The organism is Staphylococcus sp. GDY8P85P (assembly GCF_017892405.1).
Taxonomy (GTDB): Bacteria; Bacillota; Bacilli; order Staphylococcales; family Staphylococcaceae; genus Staphylococcus; species Staphylococcus borealis.
Map to the genome: position 1 here is coordinate 44,832 of NZ_JAESLA010000043.1, position 18,283 is coordinate 63,114.

An 18,283-nucleotide genomic window follows, 5' to 3' on the forward strand; every position below is an offset into this window, starting at 1 on the left:
CTATCTATTTTTGAACTTCTTCTTTGTAATCACAGTTAGAACATATAACTTGTGAGCTACGTCCTTTTTTATGTTCCATTAAGTAATGATTACACTTAGGACAATCACGGCCAACAGGTTTATCCCAAGAAATAAAATCACATTCGGGATAATTTGAGCAACCATAGAATAATCTATTTTTCTTAGATTTTCTTTCAACAACATCTCCATCTTTACATTTAGGACATGTAACACCAATCGTTTTAATAATCGCTTTCGTATTTCTACAATCTGGGAAGTTTGAACATGCCATGAATTTACCATAGCGTCCCATTTTAATTACCATAGGCGAACCACAAACTTCGCAATCTTCACCGGCTGGTTCATCTTTAATTTCAACTTTTTCCATTTCTTCCTCAGCACGTTCAACGTCTAATTTGAAACTTCCATAAAAGTTATCAATTACTTTTCTCCACCCGATATCTCCTTCAGCAATTTTATCCAATAATGTTTCCATATTAACCGTAAATTCCACATCAATAATTTCAGGGAAATAGTCCTTTACTTGTTCGTAAACGATTTCACCTAATTCTGTAGGAACAAATCGTTTGCTTTCAAGTTTGACGTAATTACGTTTTTGGATTGTATCAATAGTAGGTGCGTAAGTTGATGGTCTACCGATTTTTAGTTCTTCTAATGTTTTGACTAAACGTGCTTCTGTATATCGTGGCGGTGGTTGTGTGAAGTGTTGTGCTGGCTCAATTTGCGTCGCAGTTACTTCATCACCTTTACTTAAATTTGGTAATTTGTTTTCTTTTTCATTATCTTTATCGTCTTTGGCCTCAACATAAAGTGTCATGAAACCTTTAAATTTAATTGTTTGACCGTTCGCTCTAAATTTAATGTTATTTTGAGTAACATCTAAAGCAACCGTGTCTAGGATTGCTGGTGCCATTTGACTTGCCACAAAACGTTCCCAAATCAATTTATATAAACGATGCTGATCTCTCGTTAAGTACGATTTCATTTCATCAGGTGTGCGTAAAGTACTTGTTGGACGAATTGCCTCATGGGCATCTTGATCACCTTGTTTACCTTTCGCTGTTCGATTAGAAATATAATCTTTACCATACTTATCTTCAATATATTTTTTTGCTTCGTCTTTTGCTGTTTGTGAAATACGAGTAGAATCCGTTCGCATATATGTGATTAATCCAACTGTGCCTTGTCGTTTTAGATCGATACCTTCATATAATTGTTGTGCAAGCATCATTGTTTTTCTCGCTTTAAAATTCAACTTACGCGCTGCTTCTTGTTGTAATGTTGATGTTGTAAACGGATTAGCAGGATTTCTAGTTTTTTCCTTTTTATTCACATTTGTTATTTCAAACTTATCGCCGTCTAGTTCAGTTGTGATTTTTTCAACATCTTTTTTAGTTTTTAACTTAAATGGTTTGTTTTTATAATGAAGAAACTTAGCAGTAAATTTTGATTTTTTATATCTAAATTCACCTTCTATAGACCAATATTCTTCAGGCTTAAAGTTACGAATCTCATTTTCTCTATCGATAACTAATCTTAAAGCAACAGATTGAACACGTCCTGCTGAAAGTCCTTTTTTCACTTTCTTCCATAAAACTGGTGAAATGTTATAACCAACTAATCTATCTAAAATACGGCGTGCCTGTTGTGCATCTACTAAATTCATTTCAATGCCACGAGGGTGTTTGAAACTTTCTTTTACCGCATCTTTTGTAATTTCATTAAATACTACTCTGTTTTCTTTTGTATCATCAAGTTCTAAAATTTTTGATAAATGCCAAGCAATCGCTTCACCTTCACGGTCAGGGTCACTCGCAAGAAAGACATTTTTAGCTTTCTTAGCGTATTTTTTTAAATCTTTTACTACTGGACCTTTACCGCGAATTGTAATATATTTCGGTTCAAAATTATCTTCTACATCGACACCCATTTGACTTCTTGGTAAATCTCTAACGTGTCCCATAGAAGCTATCACTTTATACTTTTTACCTAAATATTTTTCAATGGTTTTAGCTTTTGCAGGCGACTCAACTATGACTAAATTATCTGCCAAAGTGAATTCCCCCTTGCTATTTCAATTACTAAAGATAAATGATAAACGGTCAATTTTGATTTTGTCAATGTTTAAATTCTATTTATGTGTTTTTTAAACTTATTTTAATAATATTTTTAGCTATATATTAGAAATAAATGTACATTATTTATACAATAAAACGGCTATATTTAAGAATGTTAATAATCACAAGTGATATCTTCTGCTTTAGTAACAATCATCGCTCCTTCTTGTGCACGTCTCAAATTCCCTTTCGTTAATGGGTTGAAAATTGAGCCTGGCAGTACGTATACATTTCTATTTTGTTCTAGTGCACAATCAATAGTAATTTGACTACCACTCTTAACCCGAGCTTCAGTAATTAATACACCTTTAGAAAGACCACTTATCAATCGATTGCGTTGCGGAAAGTAATAGCATCTGATACGTTCAAAGGGTGGATATTCACTTATGACTAATCCTTTTTCTTCAATTATATTGCGTAATTTTTGAGTTTCTTTGGGATAATGATGTAAATGGCCATAACCTAAGATAGCTATAGTTGGAAGATGGTATTTCAATGCGAATTGATGCGCCATACTATCGGCACCTTTCGCCAAACCAGAAATGATTGTTAAAGGAATATGCGTAAATTGTGGAAATAAGTATTGAATCGCTTTAGCAGAATACTGTGTTGCGCTTCTTGAGCCTACAACGCCTAATGTATTTAACGATGTTAGCAAGTTAATCTTACCGCGGTAAAATAATACAAATGGATAATCGTAAATTTCTTTTAATAGTTTAGGATAGTTCCCATGAAATATTGTTATAAAATTTATATTATATTGGTTAAGAAATGATAGAATATCTTTCTCGTCTAGATCATAGAATTTATTGTAACAATGGCCTTGGTGATATAGAGTATCCCAGGTTTTAATTGTGCCAATTTGGTCATTATTAGAGTAGCTAAAAAAGTCAGGATACAATCTTAATAAATGATGAAGATGTTGTGTCGTATATCCCGCCCATATCAATTTCAAAAGTATCATATCGTTGTTAATCATGAAGTCGTCTCCTTTGATAACATTATAGAATAAATATGTCTTGGCGCACATTTCAATTACAATACAATTTAGCACAAATATTCATTAACACTTAATGAGTAATTTCTACATTGAATTATGTAAACTATCCAATATAAATTAAAACAAATAAAATAATCTGAAACTTAAAAGTCTCAGATTATTTTGAAGTTATCAAGTTACATGTGTCCGCAGACGAAACGTTCAAGTTGACGTTAATTTAGTTGTTCCCAATGAGTTTTACTCATTTTCGGTATAGCTTGTATAAACATTTATTGACTGGCTTAATAAAATCCCCTACGTATTCCTCAATAAAGGCATTAAATCCTTTTTTAAATTGTTGCACACCATAATCTTCTGCTTCATTGCCAAAGTCACCAGTAATACCATAGAAATTGTACCGATGAATACCTAGTTGTTTCGCGTGACATATCATATCCCATTGTAATCGATATGCCCCCATAAATTCATTATATTTAGGATTTGAGCCACTTGATAAATAATACATTTCGTGATTGTTATAAATAAACAATGCAGCAGCTAAATCAAGTAAAGTACCATCTGTAATGATTAATTGCTCAGTTTTTGCTATTTTGTTATAAAGGCTCTCTAACTGTTGATTTAATTGGTGATATTTTGTTTTTGTCTTTTTTGAATTTGCATTTACTTTTAATGATTGTTTAATTTCAGTCATTTCCTCTTCTAATTCTATCGCATGTTGTTTTAATAGATTTATATACTTATTTAAATCAATATAAGCTAACTTTATACATGCTTTATCGCCATAAATTTCAAGCATTTGTTTGAAATAAGGTTCTTCTTGAAAATGAAAACCATGTTTTTCTTCAGCCATGTGAAACAGTCGATAAAATCTACTCGTTTCTTTAATTGATAAAGTTTTAATTTGTACACCCATTTCAATTGTCTTCATAATGTTACGTCTTGTTTGATATGACATGTCTTTTAATAATTGTTGTTCACTTTTATCTTTTAAATCTAATATAGAATGCCATCTTATTTGACTCATCGATGAATAACCAGTTGTAAAACCTTGATGTTGGTATCCTAATTTATGCATTACCTTAAACCACTGTTTATTGTTAAAGTGTTCTATAATCTCACCATCAGCACTTCTTATATTCTCCAAGACATAAGGATCAACGAGTATGAAAACACCTCTTCGCATACGTACATAATGCGTTAATTTTCTAAAGAAAAATTCAACTAACGCTAAATTAGTATAATCCATCACCGGTCCTCGATGGGTATAAAAATATTTAAACACCTTAAATATACGAGCATCAGTTAATAAACAGGCAGCAATAACAGTGTTATTTTCCTTTACTCCGACAAGGTGAGCACCTAAATGTCGGTCCTTACGATATATGTATAAATCATTTACCTGTGTATAATGTGAAAAATGATGATCTACGAATGTATTAAATTCTTCTATGCTAAGCTTTGTAAAAATCATATTTAAAACTCACTTCCAATCATTTATGATGGCCCTAATATAAGATACGTCTTCAGTACAAATCATAAATTCAAAGTGGTCTTATTATTAAATGTTGTCGTTTCATGTTGTTCTCTCCTATCATTCATACACTATAAATATAATATCGCTATTAAATAAAAAAACAAATAAATTTCTCGAAATTTATTATAAAAAGAGATGTATTTTAAAACAAAATAACTCCGTTCAAAGTATTTAGAAGTTATAATACTTTGAACGGAGTATAGTGGATCATTTATTGATTTACAATCTCATTATTTAATTGTTAATAATTCTTCATAGATACCAGCGTCTTTAGCTGCTTCGATTAATGTTGTACCGATTTCTGAAGGTGTATCAGCAGTTTTGACACCACAATCATTTAATGTTTTAATCTTTTCGGCTGCTGTACCTTTACCACCAGAGATGATTGCACCAGCGTGACCCATACGTTTGCCTGGAGGCGCTGTTTGACCGCCAATAAATCCAACAACTGGTTTATTCATATTAGCTTTAATCCATTCAGCAGCTTCTTCTTCCGCTGTACCACCGATTTCACCAATCATTACTACAGCTTTCGTGTCTTCATCTTCATTAAATGCTTTAAGCACGTCGATAAAGTTTGTACCATTGACTGGGTCGCCACCAATACCTACAGCTGTAGTTTGACCAATACCTTCTTCAGTCAATTGATGAACTGCTTCATATGTTAATGTACCAGAACGAGATACAACACCAACGTGACCTTTTTTATGAATATAGCCTGGCATAATACCAATTTTACATTCATCAGCAGTAATAACACCTGGACAGTTAGGTCCTACTAAACGTGTTTTTCTACCTTCTAAATAACGTTTAACTTTGACCATGTCTACAACAGGAATATGTTCAGTGATACAAATTACCATATCTAAATCTGCATCCGCAGCTTCTAAAATAGAGTCCGCAGCAAATGGCGCTGGAACATATACTACAGATACATTAGCACCTGTTTCTTCTTTAGCTTCAGCAACAGTGTTATAAACAGGCACGCCTTCAACCACTTGTCCACCTTTACCTGGTGTTACCCCTGCGACAATTTGTGTGCCATAATCAAGCATTTGTTTTGTATGGAAAAGGGCAGTAGACCCTGTAATACCTTGTACCATTACTTTAGTATTCTTATCTATAAATACACTCATCTTAGTGTTCCCATCCTTTCCTTACGCTTCTTTAACAAGCTTAACAATTTTTTGTGCACCTTCAGCCATAGTAGCTGCTGGTTCAATTGCTAAACCTGATTCATTTAAGATTTCTTTACCGCGTTCTACATTTGTTCCTTCTAAACGGACAACTAGTGGTAAAGTTAATTCAACTTCTTTAACTGCTGCCACAATACCTTCAGCGATAACATCACATTTCATGATTCCACCGAAGATGTTTACAAAGATACCTTTAACATTGTCGTCACCTAAGATGATTTTGAATGCTTCAGTAACTTTTTCTTTTGTAGCACCGCCCCCTACGTCTAGGAAGTTAGCCGGATTTCCACCAAAATGATTAATTGTATCCATTGTAGCCATAGCTAAACCAGCACCATTAACCATACAACCAATATCTCCATCTAATGCAATGTATGATAAGTCATATTTAGATGCTTCGATTTCTTTTGGATCTTCTTCTTCTAAGTCTCGTAATTCTTGAATATCTTTATGTCTAAATAATGCGTTATCATCGAAATTAATTTTAGCATCTAACGCTAAAACCTCACCGTCTCCAGTAGTAACTAATGGGTTAATTTCAACGATTGAGCAGTCTTTTTCAATAAATACATTGTATAGAGAAATTAAAAATTTCGCTGCTTTGTTAATTGATTCTTTTGGAATATTAATATTGAAAGCAATACGACGCGCTTGATATGGTGATAAACCAACAACTGGATCGATTGTTTCTTTGAATATTTTTTCTGGTGTTTTAGCAGCAACTTCTTCAATTTCAGTACCGCCTTCTTCTGAAGCCATTAAAGTAATGCGATCAGTTGCACGATCAATAACAAAACCTACGTAATATTCTTTTTGAATATCGCAACCTTGTTCAATGTACAAACGTTTTACTTCTTTACCTTCAGGACCAGTTTGATGTGTGACTAATTGCTTACCTAATAATTCATTGGCATAAGTTTCAACCTCAGATAATGATTTAGCAATTTTAACTCCACCTGCTTTACCTCTACCCCCAGCGTGGATTTGTGCTTTAACCACATAAACCTCAGTGTCTAATTCTTTTGCCTTCTCCACTGCTTCTTCAGCAGTAAATGCAACTCGTCCTTCTGGAACGGCTACGCCCATAGAACGAAATATTTCTTTACCTTGATACTCGTGGATATTCATCTTCCATCCTCCTACTTCTTAGGTTAAGTTCAGTTATAATTATAGAAAATGAAAGCGCTATTGTAAACTGAAAGTATTCTACTTTTTGCAATTAATTTAAAATTCAAATAATTACGTCATAGATTTGATTGGTTCGAAGCTGCGTCGATGATGAGGCGTAATGCCATAGTTATCTAAACCTTCTAAGTGTGCTTTCGTTCCATAACCAACATTTTTTTCAAATTCATAACCTGGATATTCCTCAGCAATTTCTCTCATCAAATCATCTCGATATTCTTTTGCCATTATACTCGCTGCAGCAATTGATACACTCTTAGCATCACCTTTAATAATCGATGTTTGAGGGATTTGAGTGTCTAAAGCCATTGCATCAATGAGTAAATGGTCTGGCTGATTTACCAGTTGGGTCAAAGCTCGATTCATTGCTATTTTGGTTGCATTATAAATATTGAATTGATCAATTTCTTCAGGACTTGCTATACCATAGGCATATTCAAGTACACCCTCTTTTAGTTGTGCATTTAGCACTCGTCTTTTAGTCGCTGATACTTTCTTAGAGTCATCTAAACCTAAATAGCGATGACCTTGATTTAATATAACCGCACACGCAACCACGGGTCCTGCAAGCGGACCGCGACCCACTTCGTCAATCCCACAGATTAATGTTTGAGGATTGGTAGCTAACAACGCATCCTCAAATTGATTCATTTGATCATAGTGGTCGACAATGTCTTGTTCTTTAAGCAGTTGTTTACGACGTCTTGATATAGCTTGGTGTACACCTTTACGGGTGTCTTGGTTAAATTCATGCTGCTCTAATTCATCTAATGAATGTATGTCAGCTAATATACGTTTAATTTCATTTATTGTCTGTGTCATTTTCTAATTCACACTTCATTTCTGAATATAAGTCGAAACAATATGTACCAATTTTAGCATTGCGTACATCGTTAATGATAAGTTCAATAACCGCTTCATAATCGACTTCATTTCCTCTTTGTAAAAGACCGCGTCGACGACCAATGTCATCAAACCATTCTAATATTTCGGCATCTGCAGGTACATCAATTTTATAATGTTGTTTAAATCCATCTAAATCATGATGAATTAAAAATTGTAGACCATAGATTGCAACTTCATCTAAATGTACGATGCTATCTTTAATCGCACCCGTTAGACTTAATTTCTTCCCAACCGTTTCATCTTCAAATTTAGGCCATAAGATACCAGGTGTATCTAACAATTGTAGCGACTGTCCTACTTTAATCCATTGTTGTTGTTTTGTCACACCAGGTTTATTACCAGTTTGAGCAATATTCTTTCTTGCTAATTTATTAATTAATGTCGATTTACCCACGTTAGGTATCCCCACAATCATAGCTCTAATGGCCCTTGGTTTAAGACCTTTAGCTTTTTCACGCTCAAACTTTTCTTTTGTTGCAGCAATCGCCGCAGTTTCGACGCCCTTTAAATTTTTACCATGTTTTGCATCGACTGCAACAGGATAATATCCTTTGTCTATAAAGAAGCTTTCCCATTTCTGCATCTCATTTAAATTAGCCATATCTTTTTTATTGAGAATAACCACACGTGGTTTCTGTTTAATTACTTCATCAATCATTGGATTACGAGAACTATATGGAATTCGTGCATCAACTAATTCAAATACAACGTCTACTTTCTTCAGTTGTTCTGTAACTTCTCTTTTAGCTTTTGCCATATGTCCTGGATACCATTGTATTGTCATTGATTGTCACCTTACTTTCTTTATATTTTACTTTAACTTGTTGATTATAATTGAAATTATAAATAAGAGCCACTGTTTAATTGGTTCACCCTTTATTTTAGCATTCATCATTTAAAACGAGAAAGTGCAATAAAAGGAATCATGATAAAAAGCATAATTACTTTTATTCATATGAACTATCCCCTACAATTTAAATGTACTATTTTAATTTCAATCCGATTATTAGAGGTAAGTTATGAAGAAAATATTTATATATATAGGTATATTTTTTACTTTGTCACTCTTAGGACATAGCTATATTATTTACCGCTTCATTCATGACGGTATATTATTTACAGGGCCAAATGATGGTATTGAACAGATGGTACCGATTCAGATGTTTTTATTTGAAAAGTGGAGTCACGGTAACCTCTTTTATGCTTCTGATTTTGGATTAGGTGGAGACTTTTTCACTGATTTAAGTTATTACTTTTCAACGAACATACTATTTATTATCAATGTTCTATGTATCATACTATTAAAAACGATCATACATATAAACACACAAGGCTTACTATTTTGGATGGTAAATGCACTCGTTATCTCTATAATTAAAGCTGCAATTGCAATGTATTGTACCTATCTTTATAGCAAGTACTTATCACGTAATACGTGGATAAGTCTTATTATGGCGTTTTTATTTGTCATGTCGCCACTATATTATCGCTTTACAGTGTATTGGCCATTCTTTAGTGATGTCTTCATTTGGTTGCCGTTACTCATGCTCTCGATTGAACGCGTGCTTCAAAAACAGAAATTGGGTCTTTTCATTGTTACAGTCACACTGATCATGATAAATAATTTCTATTTTGCATATTACCTTTGTCTAATAGGTGCAGGTTACATTCTTATTCGTATCATCTTTAGACATTCAAAAGATATTATTTCACGCGGTAAAGCGATAATATTATTTGTAATTAGTGCTATTTTAGGGTTAGGTAACAGTTTATTTATGTTTTTCCATGGTGTTCAAAGCTTCCTAAACAATCGTCGTGTCCCCTTCTCTGGAACGGTGGATACCTTTGAAAAGCTGAATATTAATACAAATATCTTCTTTGATAACTATTTAATTGTGTTACTCTTCTTAACAATTCAAGCGCTATTATGCTTTAAGCTTTATAAACATTACTACTATCGCTTATTCGCCATGTTAACACTAGTGTTTATCTTACTCAGCTTTGTGCCATTTATTGATCAGGTGTTTAATGGATTTTCCGCACCACAAAAACGCTGGCATTTTATACTTTCATTCAATTCAGCAATGTTAATTGGGTTATTCATGAAATATTTTAGAACATTAAAAATTAAAACTTACGTATTTAGTAATATTATTGCTGAACTCATCATTTTTGCCAGTGCGATTACGTATCATAAATTTGTAGCTTGGCTTATCCTTGTACCAATCGTTTCAATTATAGGTTTACTTATTTTAATTTTAAAAGACAGATATTACCGTATTAATTTAAGTTATATTTTTGGAATATCTATTCTCTTACTCAACATAATGGTTTCTTTCGTCTTTATTAAAAATCAAATTTATTTTAAAGATCATGAAGAACGTGCGAATACGTTTTATATTAACTCAAGTTTATATAGTTCAGATTTACAACGTTCTTTAGTCAATATAATGAATAACAGTAAAAGGGAAGATGAACGTATTGATTGGCGTGTAAATGAACAGGATAATACACCGATGTATCAACACTTTAAGGGATTGAGTTTGTATTCTAGCATCTTCCATCATAATATTCTGGATTACTATTACGATGCCCTTAAAATCAATCTTGCCGAAGAATCGTTAAGTCGCTATCAATCAACAAATGGTCGACAAAATATCGCAAGCCTTTTCTCCGTACGCTATATGATGTTGAAAGATTACCAAGGCAATTTGCCTGCTTATTTTAAAAAAATTAAAACAAGTGGACAATACACTATATATGAAAATTCACTTAACTTACCAAGCGTAAAAGTAACAAACAACATCTATCATTCTAAATCTTTAAACACAGCTATCGATCGAGAACATGCAATGTTGGACGGTGTCGTAATGGATAATAAAGGTACGTCTTATAAATCATCGTCGCCGAATTTATTATCGAAAGTCGATATGCAACATCAGAATATTAAACTTAATGGTAAACATCGCTATAAAGTTACCGGTGAACAAGGTGGCACAATAAAACTACATTTACCGAAACATTTACGTGATAAATACGATGACTTTTATTTAACTATGAAGATTAAGCGAGGCAATCCTGATAGTAATTACACAGTTGCGATTAATAATTATGCTAATCATCGCTTATTTAACAACTCTACTTATCGTACAGGGGTAGATACGCAACTTTATCGAGCACAACCAGATAAAAATGGTGATATTACGATAACCCTTTCACCTGAGGGCGAATTTTATATCGATTTACAACAATTAAATGGTGAAAATTATGATACGCTTAAAAAGGCACATCGGGATGCTCATTTTAGTGCTGGTTATAAGGATATTAAAAATGGTGTTCAAGTCAATCTTAATCATCATGATGGTGGTATTGCTGCCATTAATATTCCTTACCGTAAAGGTATGCATGCGTACGTAGATGGTGCACCTGCCAAAGTTCAGAAAGTTAATTATATGATGACTGGTGTTTCAGTCAATAAAAATGCTAAGAAGATTGTCATCAAATATCAACCACCTTACTGGAATACTATGATTATCACATCACTCATAAGCATGCTTTTAAGTGCTATATTTATTAAAAATGGTAATTTAAAAAAACGAAAGATGAGGAAGTAAATTGATTAAAAAAATATGGTCGAAACCCTTATGGACATTTGGTTTTATTTTTATCATAGCTAATATCGTAACACTAACGATTTATTATCCGTTTATACGCGATTATCTTAAAGATGGTGTAGTGTTTAGTGGATCTGGCGATGGCTTTAGACAAATGATGCCATTTCAATTATATTTATATGAACATTACACACACTTAAAAGGATTTTACGATCACTCATTTGGACTGGGTGGGGATTATGTAAAAGGTTTAGCTTACTATTATTCCTTATCCCCCATCATGTGGGTTAATTTTATTTTTGTATGGATTGGCGAGCAATTATTTCATTGGCAACCGCACAATATCCGCTTTTGGCCAACAAACCAACTCATTGTAGCTTATGTCCGTACGATAATCACTTTTATTTGTGCATTTTATTATTTTAGATATTTAAGATTAAAATCTGTACCTCTATTAATAGCAACACTACTATATGGTGCATCAACAGTCGTATTATATTACAATTTCACATGGTCATTTTATGGCGACCTATTAATTGTATTACCATTATCTTTATGGGGAATGGAACGCTTTTTCCAACGTAAGAAGATTGGTTTGTTTATTTTTGCAGTAGCGATTACACTCTTTTCAAATTTCTATTTTACTTATTATCAAGCCATTGTGTTAGGTATTTATTTCATTTTGCGAGTTGTGTTTCAATATCGCTATGATATCGTATCACGCTGGCAAAAATGTTACTTATTAATTATTGGTGCTATGTTTGCGCTTTTATCAAGTATATTAGGATTTTACACTGGTGTATCATCATTCTTAAATAATGATCGTCAACAAAATTCAGAATTTAATATTTCTTTGTTTACTGATTTAACCAAAAATAATTATTACATATTTTCAAATGGTTTCTATGTCACAATTTCACTTGTCGCACTCGTGGCATTGTTAACGCCAAAATTATACAAACACTACTACTATAAAGTTTTTGCGATTATAACTTGGTTCTTACTTATTGGTTCATTATCACAATACTTTGATAGTGCTTTTAACGGTTTCTCTTTACCGCAACGTCGCTGGGTTTATTTCTTAGTGTTATCTACAAGTGGACTTATTGCGTTATATATTCATCATTTATCTGAAATAACAATGAAACAATATTTATTTGCTGCTATACCTGTATTTATTGCAGGATTGTGCCGATACATCATTGCCGATGATTTTGTGGATTGGATGCCTATAGCATTATTTATCATCATTGTATTAGGTTTAATCATTTATCGTAAATCTCTACTTAAGCAACCAATAATCATGTTATCGTTGATTGTGCTCTTTTTCGGTCAGCAAATTGTAATGACACATGATTCAAGACAAAGAACAATAAATCCATATGCAACGACAATCCATACTTTAAATGATCCATCATACTTTGATGACACAATTGCCAAAAAAATCGATACGATCACACAGCATCAAAATGACCCATTTCATCGTATCGATTATATGTCAGCATACGCACTAAATTCACCATTTATTTATCACTATAATGGTATATCGCTATATTCTAGCATTTTTGATGGCGATATATTGAAATATTATGATAAGTTAATGCAAATCAATATGCCTGTGGATAAAAATAGCACGTATCGCTTTTTGGGAAATCGTGTGAACTTAGCTGCGTTATGGAATGTTCAAGATCGTTTACGTCATCCTGAAGATCAAAATATGCCCTACGGATTTAAAAAGAAAGATACCATTTTGAATGGTAAAGATACGCTCATCCACTCCGAAAATACGATTGACTACCCAGCAGCTCATGTGACGAATCGAATTTATAATTCTAATGATTTAAAGTCACCATTAGATCGTGAACAAGCAATGTTAAAAGGCATCGTGTTAAATGGTCAGCCAGAGAAAGCGAATACTTCATTTAAATCAAATCAAAACTTGTTAGACAAAGCGAACATGTCGACAAATGATTCAACATGGCACAATCACAACCATCTTACTGTGCATAAGGATAATGGAGGTGTTACGTTATCTTTACCTAAATCAGTCGCTAATCAATATAAAGATATGTATGTGGAAATGGATGTCGAATTGCTGTCGCCTGACAAAGCGCATTCAGTCGGTGTAAACGAATATTCACAAAGCCGAAATAAACTAAGTTATAAATATCGACGTTTTGTCACTCCTGTTACAATGCGCGTAAAAGCATCTAATAAACTTAATATTCAACTATCTAAAGGTCATTATCGTTTATCTGTTAAAGGCATCTATGGTGAAGATTACAGTACTTTACAAAAAGCATCTAAAGACGTTACACCTGTGAAGGTTAAAAGCATGAGAAATGGTTATATTGTTCATAAACCCAAAAATGCATCAGGCTATGTTGTCCTACCAACTGTATATGTAAAAGGCATGCATGCACACGTAGATGGTAAAGATGTACCCGTACAACAAGCCAATGGTATGATGACGGCAATACCGGTAAATAAAGGCGATAAGGTGATTAAAGTCTCTTATACCCCGCCGCATTTTTATCTACTTACCATTTTAAGTATCATCGGCGTTATAGGTAGCGTACTATTTAGCTTATGGGTAAAAAGAAAACAATAAACTGAAATAAACAACTACGTCTAAGGTCAGACTTCAAAATTTTAAATACAATAAATAAAAGCTTCCAATCTCAACTTGAAAAAGAAGATGATTGGAAGCTTTGTTAGTAAGACAAACGTTGTAACTAACCTTTATCTTATTCATATACTCAATTTGCTGATTAACGAATTTCTTGGATTCTAGCAGCTTTACCACGTAAACTACGTAAGTAGTATAATTTAGCACGACGTACTTTACCACGACGTTTAACTTCGATTTTTTCGATTTTTGGAGTGTGTAATGGGAATGTACGTTCCACACCTACACCTGAAGAAATTTTACGAACTGTGAAAGTTTCAGAAATTCCTCCACCACGGCGTTTGATTACAACACCTTCGAAAACTTGGATACGTTCACGTGAACCCTCAACGATACGTACGTGTACACGTAAAGTGTCACCAGTACGGAATGTTGGTAAGTCTGTACGTAATTGTGATTTAGTAACTGCTTCGATTAACTTATGATTACTCATTGATATACTCTCCTTCAACCTATGTTCTTGCCTAGACATTCATATAGCAGCGGACCATAGTGATATTTAGTGTCTTTTCACACTTGATATATATTAGCATAATACTACTTGTTTTTCAATTGCTTTTTATAGCTTTCTATTATTTTTTTATCTTCTTCTGTTAGAGGATAATGATCAAGTAAGTCCGGTCGCTTATTAAACGTCCGAATTAATTTTTGTTCATGTCGCCATTGTTCGATATTTGCATGATTACCTGACAACAATACATCTGGAACAGTCATATCCTCAAATACTCTAGGACGTGTATATTGTGGAAACTCTAGAAGTCCATCTGAAAAAGAATCATCTTGATGTGACTGTTGATTACCTAATACGCCAGGAATTAATCGTACAATTGCATCTGTCATCGTCATGGCAGGCAATTCGCCTCCAGTTAACACATAATCTCCCATTGAAATTTCATCTGTCACAAGATGTTCTCTGATACGTTCATCATAACCTTCATAATGTCCGCAAATAAATACAATATGTTCTGCTTTACTTAGCTCTTGTGCAATACTTTGAGAGAATGGTCTACCTTGAGGACACATTAAAATCACACGCGTCTGTTCAGTACGTTGCAAGTCTTTCATAGCATTGAAAACCGGCTCTGGTTTTAATACCATACCTTGCCCGCCACCAAATGGATAATCATCTACTTGATTATGTTTATTGATAGCGTAATCTCTGAAATTAATTGTATTTACACTAATAATTTCTTTATCTTGCGCTCGTTTTAAAATGGAGTGATTGAGTACGCCATCAAACATCTCTGGAAATAAAGTTAAATAGTCAATTTTCATTAGTCTAACAACCCTTCCATAGGTGTTATGTGGATGGTTTTATTTTCAATGTCAATGGCCTTAACAACATCAGCTATATAAGGAATTAGGTATTCTTTATCACCTTTAACGACCCAAACATCATTTGCGCCAGTTTCAAAAATATTGATGACTCGCCCAATAGGTGTCTCTTCATCATCAAACACGGTGCATCCTATAATATCTGAATAGTAAAACTCATTCTCTGCTAATTCAATATCTTCGTGATCGCGTTCTTGATATAAGAAGTCACCTTTATACTGTTCAACTTCATTAATGTTATTAATGTCTTTAAATTTAAGCATATGGAAACCTTTGTGTACACGATACGATGTGACCGTTAATTGAATTTCATTGTTATTATGTTTTACTGTTAATACTTCACCAGGTTGAAAACGCGTTTCTGTAAAGTCAGAATTCGATTTGACTTTGACTTCACCTTTAATACCGTGAGTGTTTACAATTTGACCCACTTCAACTTGCATAGTCGCACCTCTCTTAATACATTAATTTATTTCTTTCATATTAACATGAATATTTCAGTATTGAAAAAGGCGCCACGAAATGGCGCCTTAAGAAACTTTGTATTAAAGTTTAAGCTAAATTATTTAGCGTGTTTTTGTTCATCAAAAGTTTTTAAAATACCTTGTTTAGATAAGATATTATGAACTGTATCAGTTGGTTTAGCACCGTCTTTTAACCATTTTAATGCTAATTCTTCGTCAATTTTAACTTCTGGAGCATTAACACTAGCTGGGTTGTAAGTACCGATTTGTTCGATAATACGACCATCACGTGGTGAACGTGCGTCTGCAACTACGATACGATAGAATGGATTTCTTTTTGAACCTAAACGAGTTAAACGAATTTTAACTGCCATATATAAAACTCTCCTTTAAATCTTTTACTTTTTATTTTCTACAAGAAATAATATTAACAGTAACTTGATTATTTGTAAAGACTTTTTTCTTTACCTAAAGCCCCACTTCTAAATTTATTTAGTTAGTGGGACTTACGCACTAGCTTTAGCTAGGGTGTTCCTTTATCTAGGTTTATGAAATAAACCGTAGATTTGGTTATGGGAGTGAGATAGAATTTTAAATTCGTCCACCCCAGATTGCTTAGCTTGTAGAATTTCTTAACGAAATTCTCTGTGCTGGGGCCCGGCCCCCCCTCGCACAGTTGATTAGGTGCTTGAAATATTTTATTTCAAGTCCAATCAACCACTGCGTTAGAGCTTTAGCTCAGGCGAACCTTTAGCTGGGTTTATGAAATAAATCGACATAAAAATATCGAGCGCTTATCAAAAAGCGTCCGATATTTTTGAATCACTAAAATGGTAAGTTCATGCCTTTTAACATATTTTCCATTTGACTTCGTTTACCTTTTTTACCTTTACGACCAACACCACTAAATTGTTTCATCATTTTCTTCATATCATTAAATTGTTTCATTAAGCGATTCACTTCTTGTAATGAACGACCTGAACCTTTAGCAATACGTTTTTTTCTAGAAACATTTAAGACTGCTGGATTTTCTCTTTCACTTGGTGTCATAGACTGGATAATCGCCTTAATATGGTCAATTTGTTTTTCATCCATATTAAGCTTATCCATGCCTTTCATTTTGTTCATTCCAGGAATCATTTTCATAATATCATCCAGTGGGCCAAGGTTTTTAACTTGATCCAATTGTTCAAGAAAATCATCCAATGTAAATGTTGAATTACGCATTTTTTGTTCTAAGTCTTTAGCTTTTTCTTGGTCAACATCTTGTTGTGCCTTTTCGATAAGACTTAGTACATCTCCCATACCAAGTATACGAGAAGCCATTCGCTCTGGGTGGAAGAGTTCAAGTCCATCCATCTTCTCACTCATACCAACAAACTTAATTGGCTTTTGTGTTACTGAACGAATTGATAACGCTGCACCACCACGCGTATCGCCATCTAATTTAGTCAATGTAACGCCAGTCACATCTAATTGATCATCGAATGATTGTGCAACATTAACTGCGTCTTGACCAGTCATTGCATCCACAACCAACATAATTTCATTTGGTTTAGAAATTTCTTTAACTTCTTGTAATTCATTCATCAATGCTTCATCAATATGCAAACGACCTGCTGTATCAATGATTACAAAATCTAAATGTTCTTCTTTAGCATGCTTTAATGCGTTTTCCACGATTTGTTGTGGTTTGACTTGATCACCTTCACTATATACAGGCACATCAAGTTGTTTACCTACAGTTTGTAATTGATTAATTGCAGCTGGGCGATAAATATCTGCAGCTACTAACATAGGTTTTTTATTGTATTTCTTACGCATTAATAATGCTAATTTACCGGCAGTAGTCGTTTTACCTGCACCTTGTAAACCAACCATCATCACAACAGTTGGTGGCTTGTTCGCCATTTTAATCGTTGCGTTTTCGCCACCCATTAATTGTGTTAATTCATCTTGTACAATTTTAATGACTTGTTGACCAGGTGTTAATGATTGCATTACATCTGATCCTAAGGCACGTTCTGACACAGTTTTCACAAATTCTTTAACTACTTTAAAGTTTACATCGGCTTCTAATAATGCTAATCGTACTTCTCTCATCATAGCTTTAATATCAGCTTCTGTGACTTTACCCTTACCACGCATTCTTTGCATCGTAGCTTGTAAGCGATCGGATAATCCTTCAAATGCCATACCAAATGCCCTCCTTTATATATCTG

14 protein-coding genes are annotated in these 18,283 nt (G+C 33.5%); 2 read left to right on the forward strand and 12 right to left on the reverse strand.

The genetic code is table 11. From position 1 onward, the window contains the following. Window positions 1–4: 4 nt before the first annotated feature. The 7 genes from topA to ylqF form a co-directional block, all read right to left on the reverse strand. The gene (gene topA, locus KA828_RS09715; protein WP_075108549.1) at window positions 5–2,074 is read right to left on the reverse strand and encodes a type I DNA topoisomerase; all 2,070 of its coding nucleotides are present in this window, start codon (window positions 2,072–2,074) and stop codon (window positions 5–7) included. A 179-nt stretch (window positions 2,075–2,253) separates the two neighbouring features. Next, on the reverse strand, window positions 2,254–3,117 hold the full coding sequence (gene dprA / locus KA828_RS09720; protein ID WP_210126141.1) for a DNA-processing protein DprA: 864 nt from the start codon (window positions 3,115–3,117) through the stop codon (window positions 2,254–2,256). A gap of 262 nt (window positions 3,118–3,379) precedes the next feature. Beyond that, on the reverse strand, window positions 3,380–4,609 hold the full coding sequence (locus KA828_RS09725) for an aminoacyltransferase (RefSeq protein ID WP_210126142.1): 1,230 nt from the start codon (window positions 4,607–4,609) through the stop codon (window positions 3,380–3,382). 293 nt (window positions 4,610–4,902) lie between these two features. Further along, window positions 4,903–5,808, reverse strand: coding sequence for a succinate--CoA ligase subunit alpha (sucD, locus tag KA828_RS09730; protein WP_053029278.1), 906 nt, complete (start codon window positions 5,806–5,808; stop codon window positions 4,903–4,905). Window positions 5,809–5,829: 21 nt separating this feature from the next. Beyond that, window positions 5,830–6,996, reverse strand: coding sequence for an ADP-forming succinate--CoA ligase subunit beta (sucC, locus tag KA828_RS09735; protein WP_075108546.1), 1,167 nt, complete (start codon window positions 6,994–6,996; stop codon window positions 5,830–5,832). A 111-nt stretch (window positions 6,997–7,107) separates the two neighbouring features. Then, on the reverse strand, window positions 7,108–7,875 hold the full coding sequence (locus tag KA828_RS09740; protein ID WP_075108545.1) for a ribonuclease HII: 768 nt from the start codon (window positions 7,873–7,875) through the stop codon (window positions 7,108–7,110). Continuing rightward, on the reverse strand, window positions 7,856–8,743 hold the full coding sequence (ylqF, locus tag KA828_RS09745; RefSeq protein ID WP_075108544.1) for a ribosome biogenesis GTPase YlqF: 888 nt from the start codon (window positions 8,741–8,743) through the stop codon (window positions 7,856–7,858). The genes KA828_RS09740 and ylqF overlap by 20 nt, the downstream gene beginning before the upstream one ends. A gap of 235 nt (window positions 8,744–8,978) precedes the next feature. On the opposite strand from ylqF, the gene KA828_RS09750 reads away from it, so the two are divergent. Both KA828_RS09750 and KA828_RS09755 read left to right on the forward strand, forming a co-directional pair. Next, window positions 8,979–11,573 (forward strand): YfhO family protein, encoded by a 2,595-nt coding sequence (locus KA828_RS09750; RefSeq protein ID WP_210126143.1) that lies wholly within the window; start codon window positions 8,979–8,981, stop codon window positions 11,571–11,573. Between the two features lies 1 nt (window position 11,574). Continuing rightward, on the forward strand, window positions 11,575–14,184 hold the full coding sequence (locus KA828_RS09755; RefSeq protein WP_075108542.1) for a YfhO family protein: 2,610 nt from the start codon (window positions 11,575–11,577) through the stop codon (window positions 14,182–14,184). Window positions 14,185–14,344: 160 nt separating this feature from the next. On the opposite strand, the gene rplS is transcribed toward KA828_RS09755, so the two are convergent. From rplS to ffh, 5 genes are all read right to left on the reverse strand, one after another. Next, complete coding sequence (gene rplS, locus KA828_RS09760) at window positions 14,345–14,695, reverse strand: 50S ribosomal protein L19 (RefSeq protein ID WP_002448843.1); 351 nt, start codon at window positions 14,693–14,695, stop codon at window positions 14,345–14,347. A 104-nt stretch (window positions 14,696–14,799) separates the two neighbouring features. Then, window positions 14,800–15,537 carry a tRNA (guanosine(37)-N1)-methyltransferase TrmD gene (trmD, locus tag KA828_RS09765; protein WP_075108540.1) on the reverse strand — a complete coding sequence of 246 codons (738 nt, stop codon included), beginning with the start codon at window positions 15,535–15,537 and terminating at the stop codon, window positions 14,800–14,802. Further along, window positions 15,537–16,040, reverse strand: coding sequence for a ribosome maturation factor RimM (rimM, locus tag KA828_RS09770; protein ID WP_070855509.1), 504 nt, complete (start codon window positions 16,038–16,040; stop codon window positions 15,537–15,539). The genes trmD and rimM overlap by 1 nt, the downstream gene beginning before the upstream one ends. 119 nt (window positions 16,041–16,159) lie before the next feature. Continuing rightward, window positions 16,160–16,435 (reverse strand): 30S ribosomal protein S16, encoded by a 276-nt coding sequence (gene rpsP / locus KA828_RS09775; protein WP_011275962.1) that lies wholly within the window; start codon window positions 16,433–16,435, stop codon window positions 16,160–16,162. A 451-nt stretch (window positions 16,436–16,886) separates the two neighbouring features. Then, window positions 16,887–18,257: a signal recognition particle protein gene (ffh, locus tag KA828_RS09780; RefSeq protein ID WP_070855507.1), complete on the reverse strand. Its 1,371-nt coding sequence runs from the start codon at window positions 18,255–18,257 to the stop codon at window positions 16,887–16,889. Window positions 18,258–18,283 lie beyond the last annotated feature (26 nt).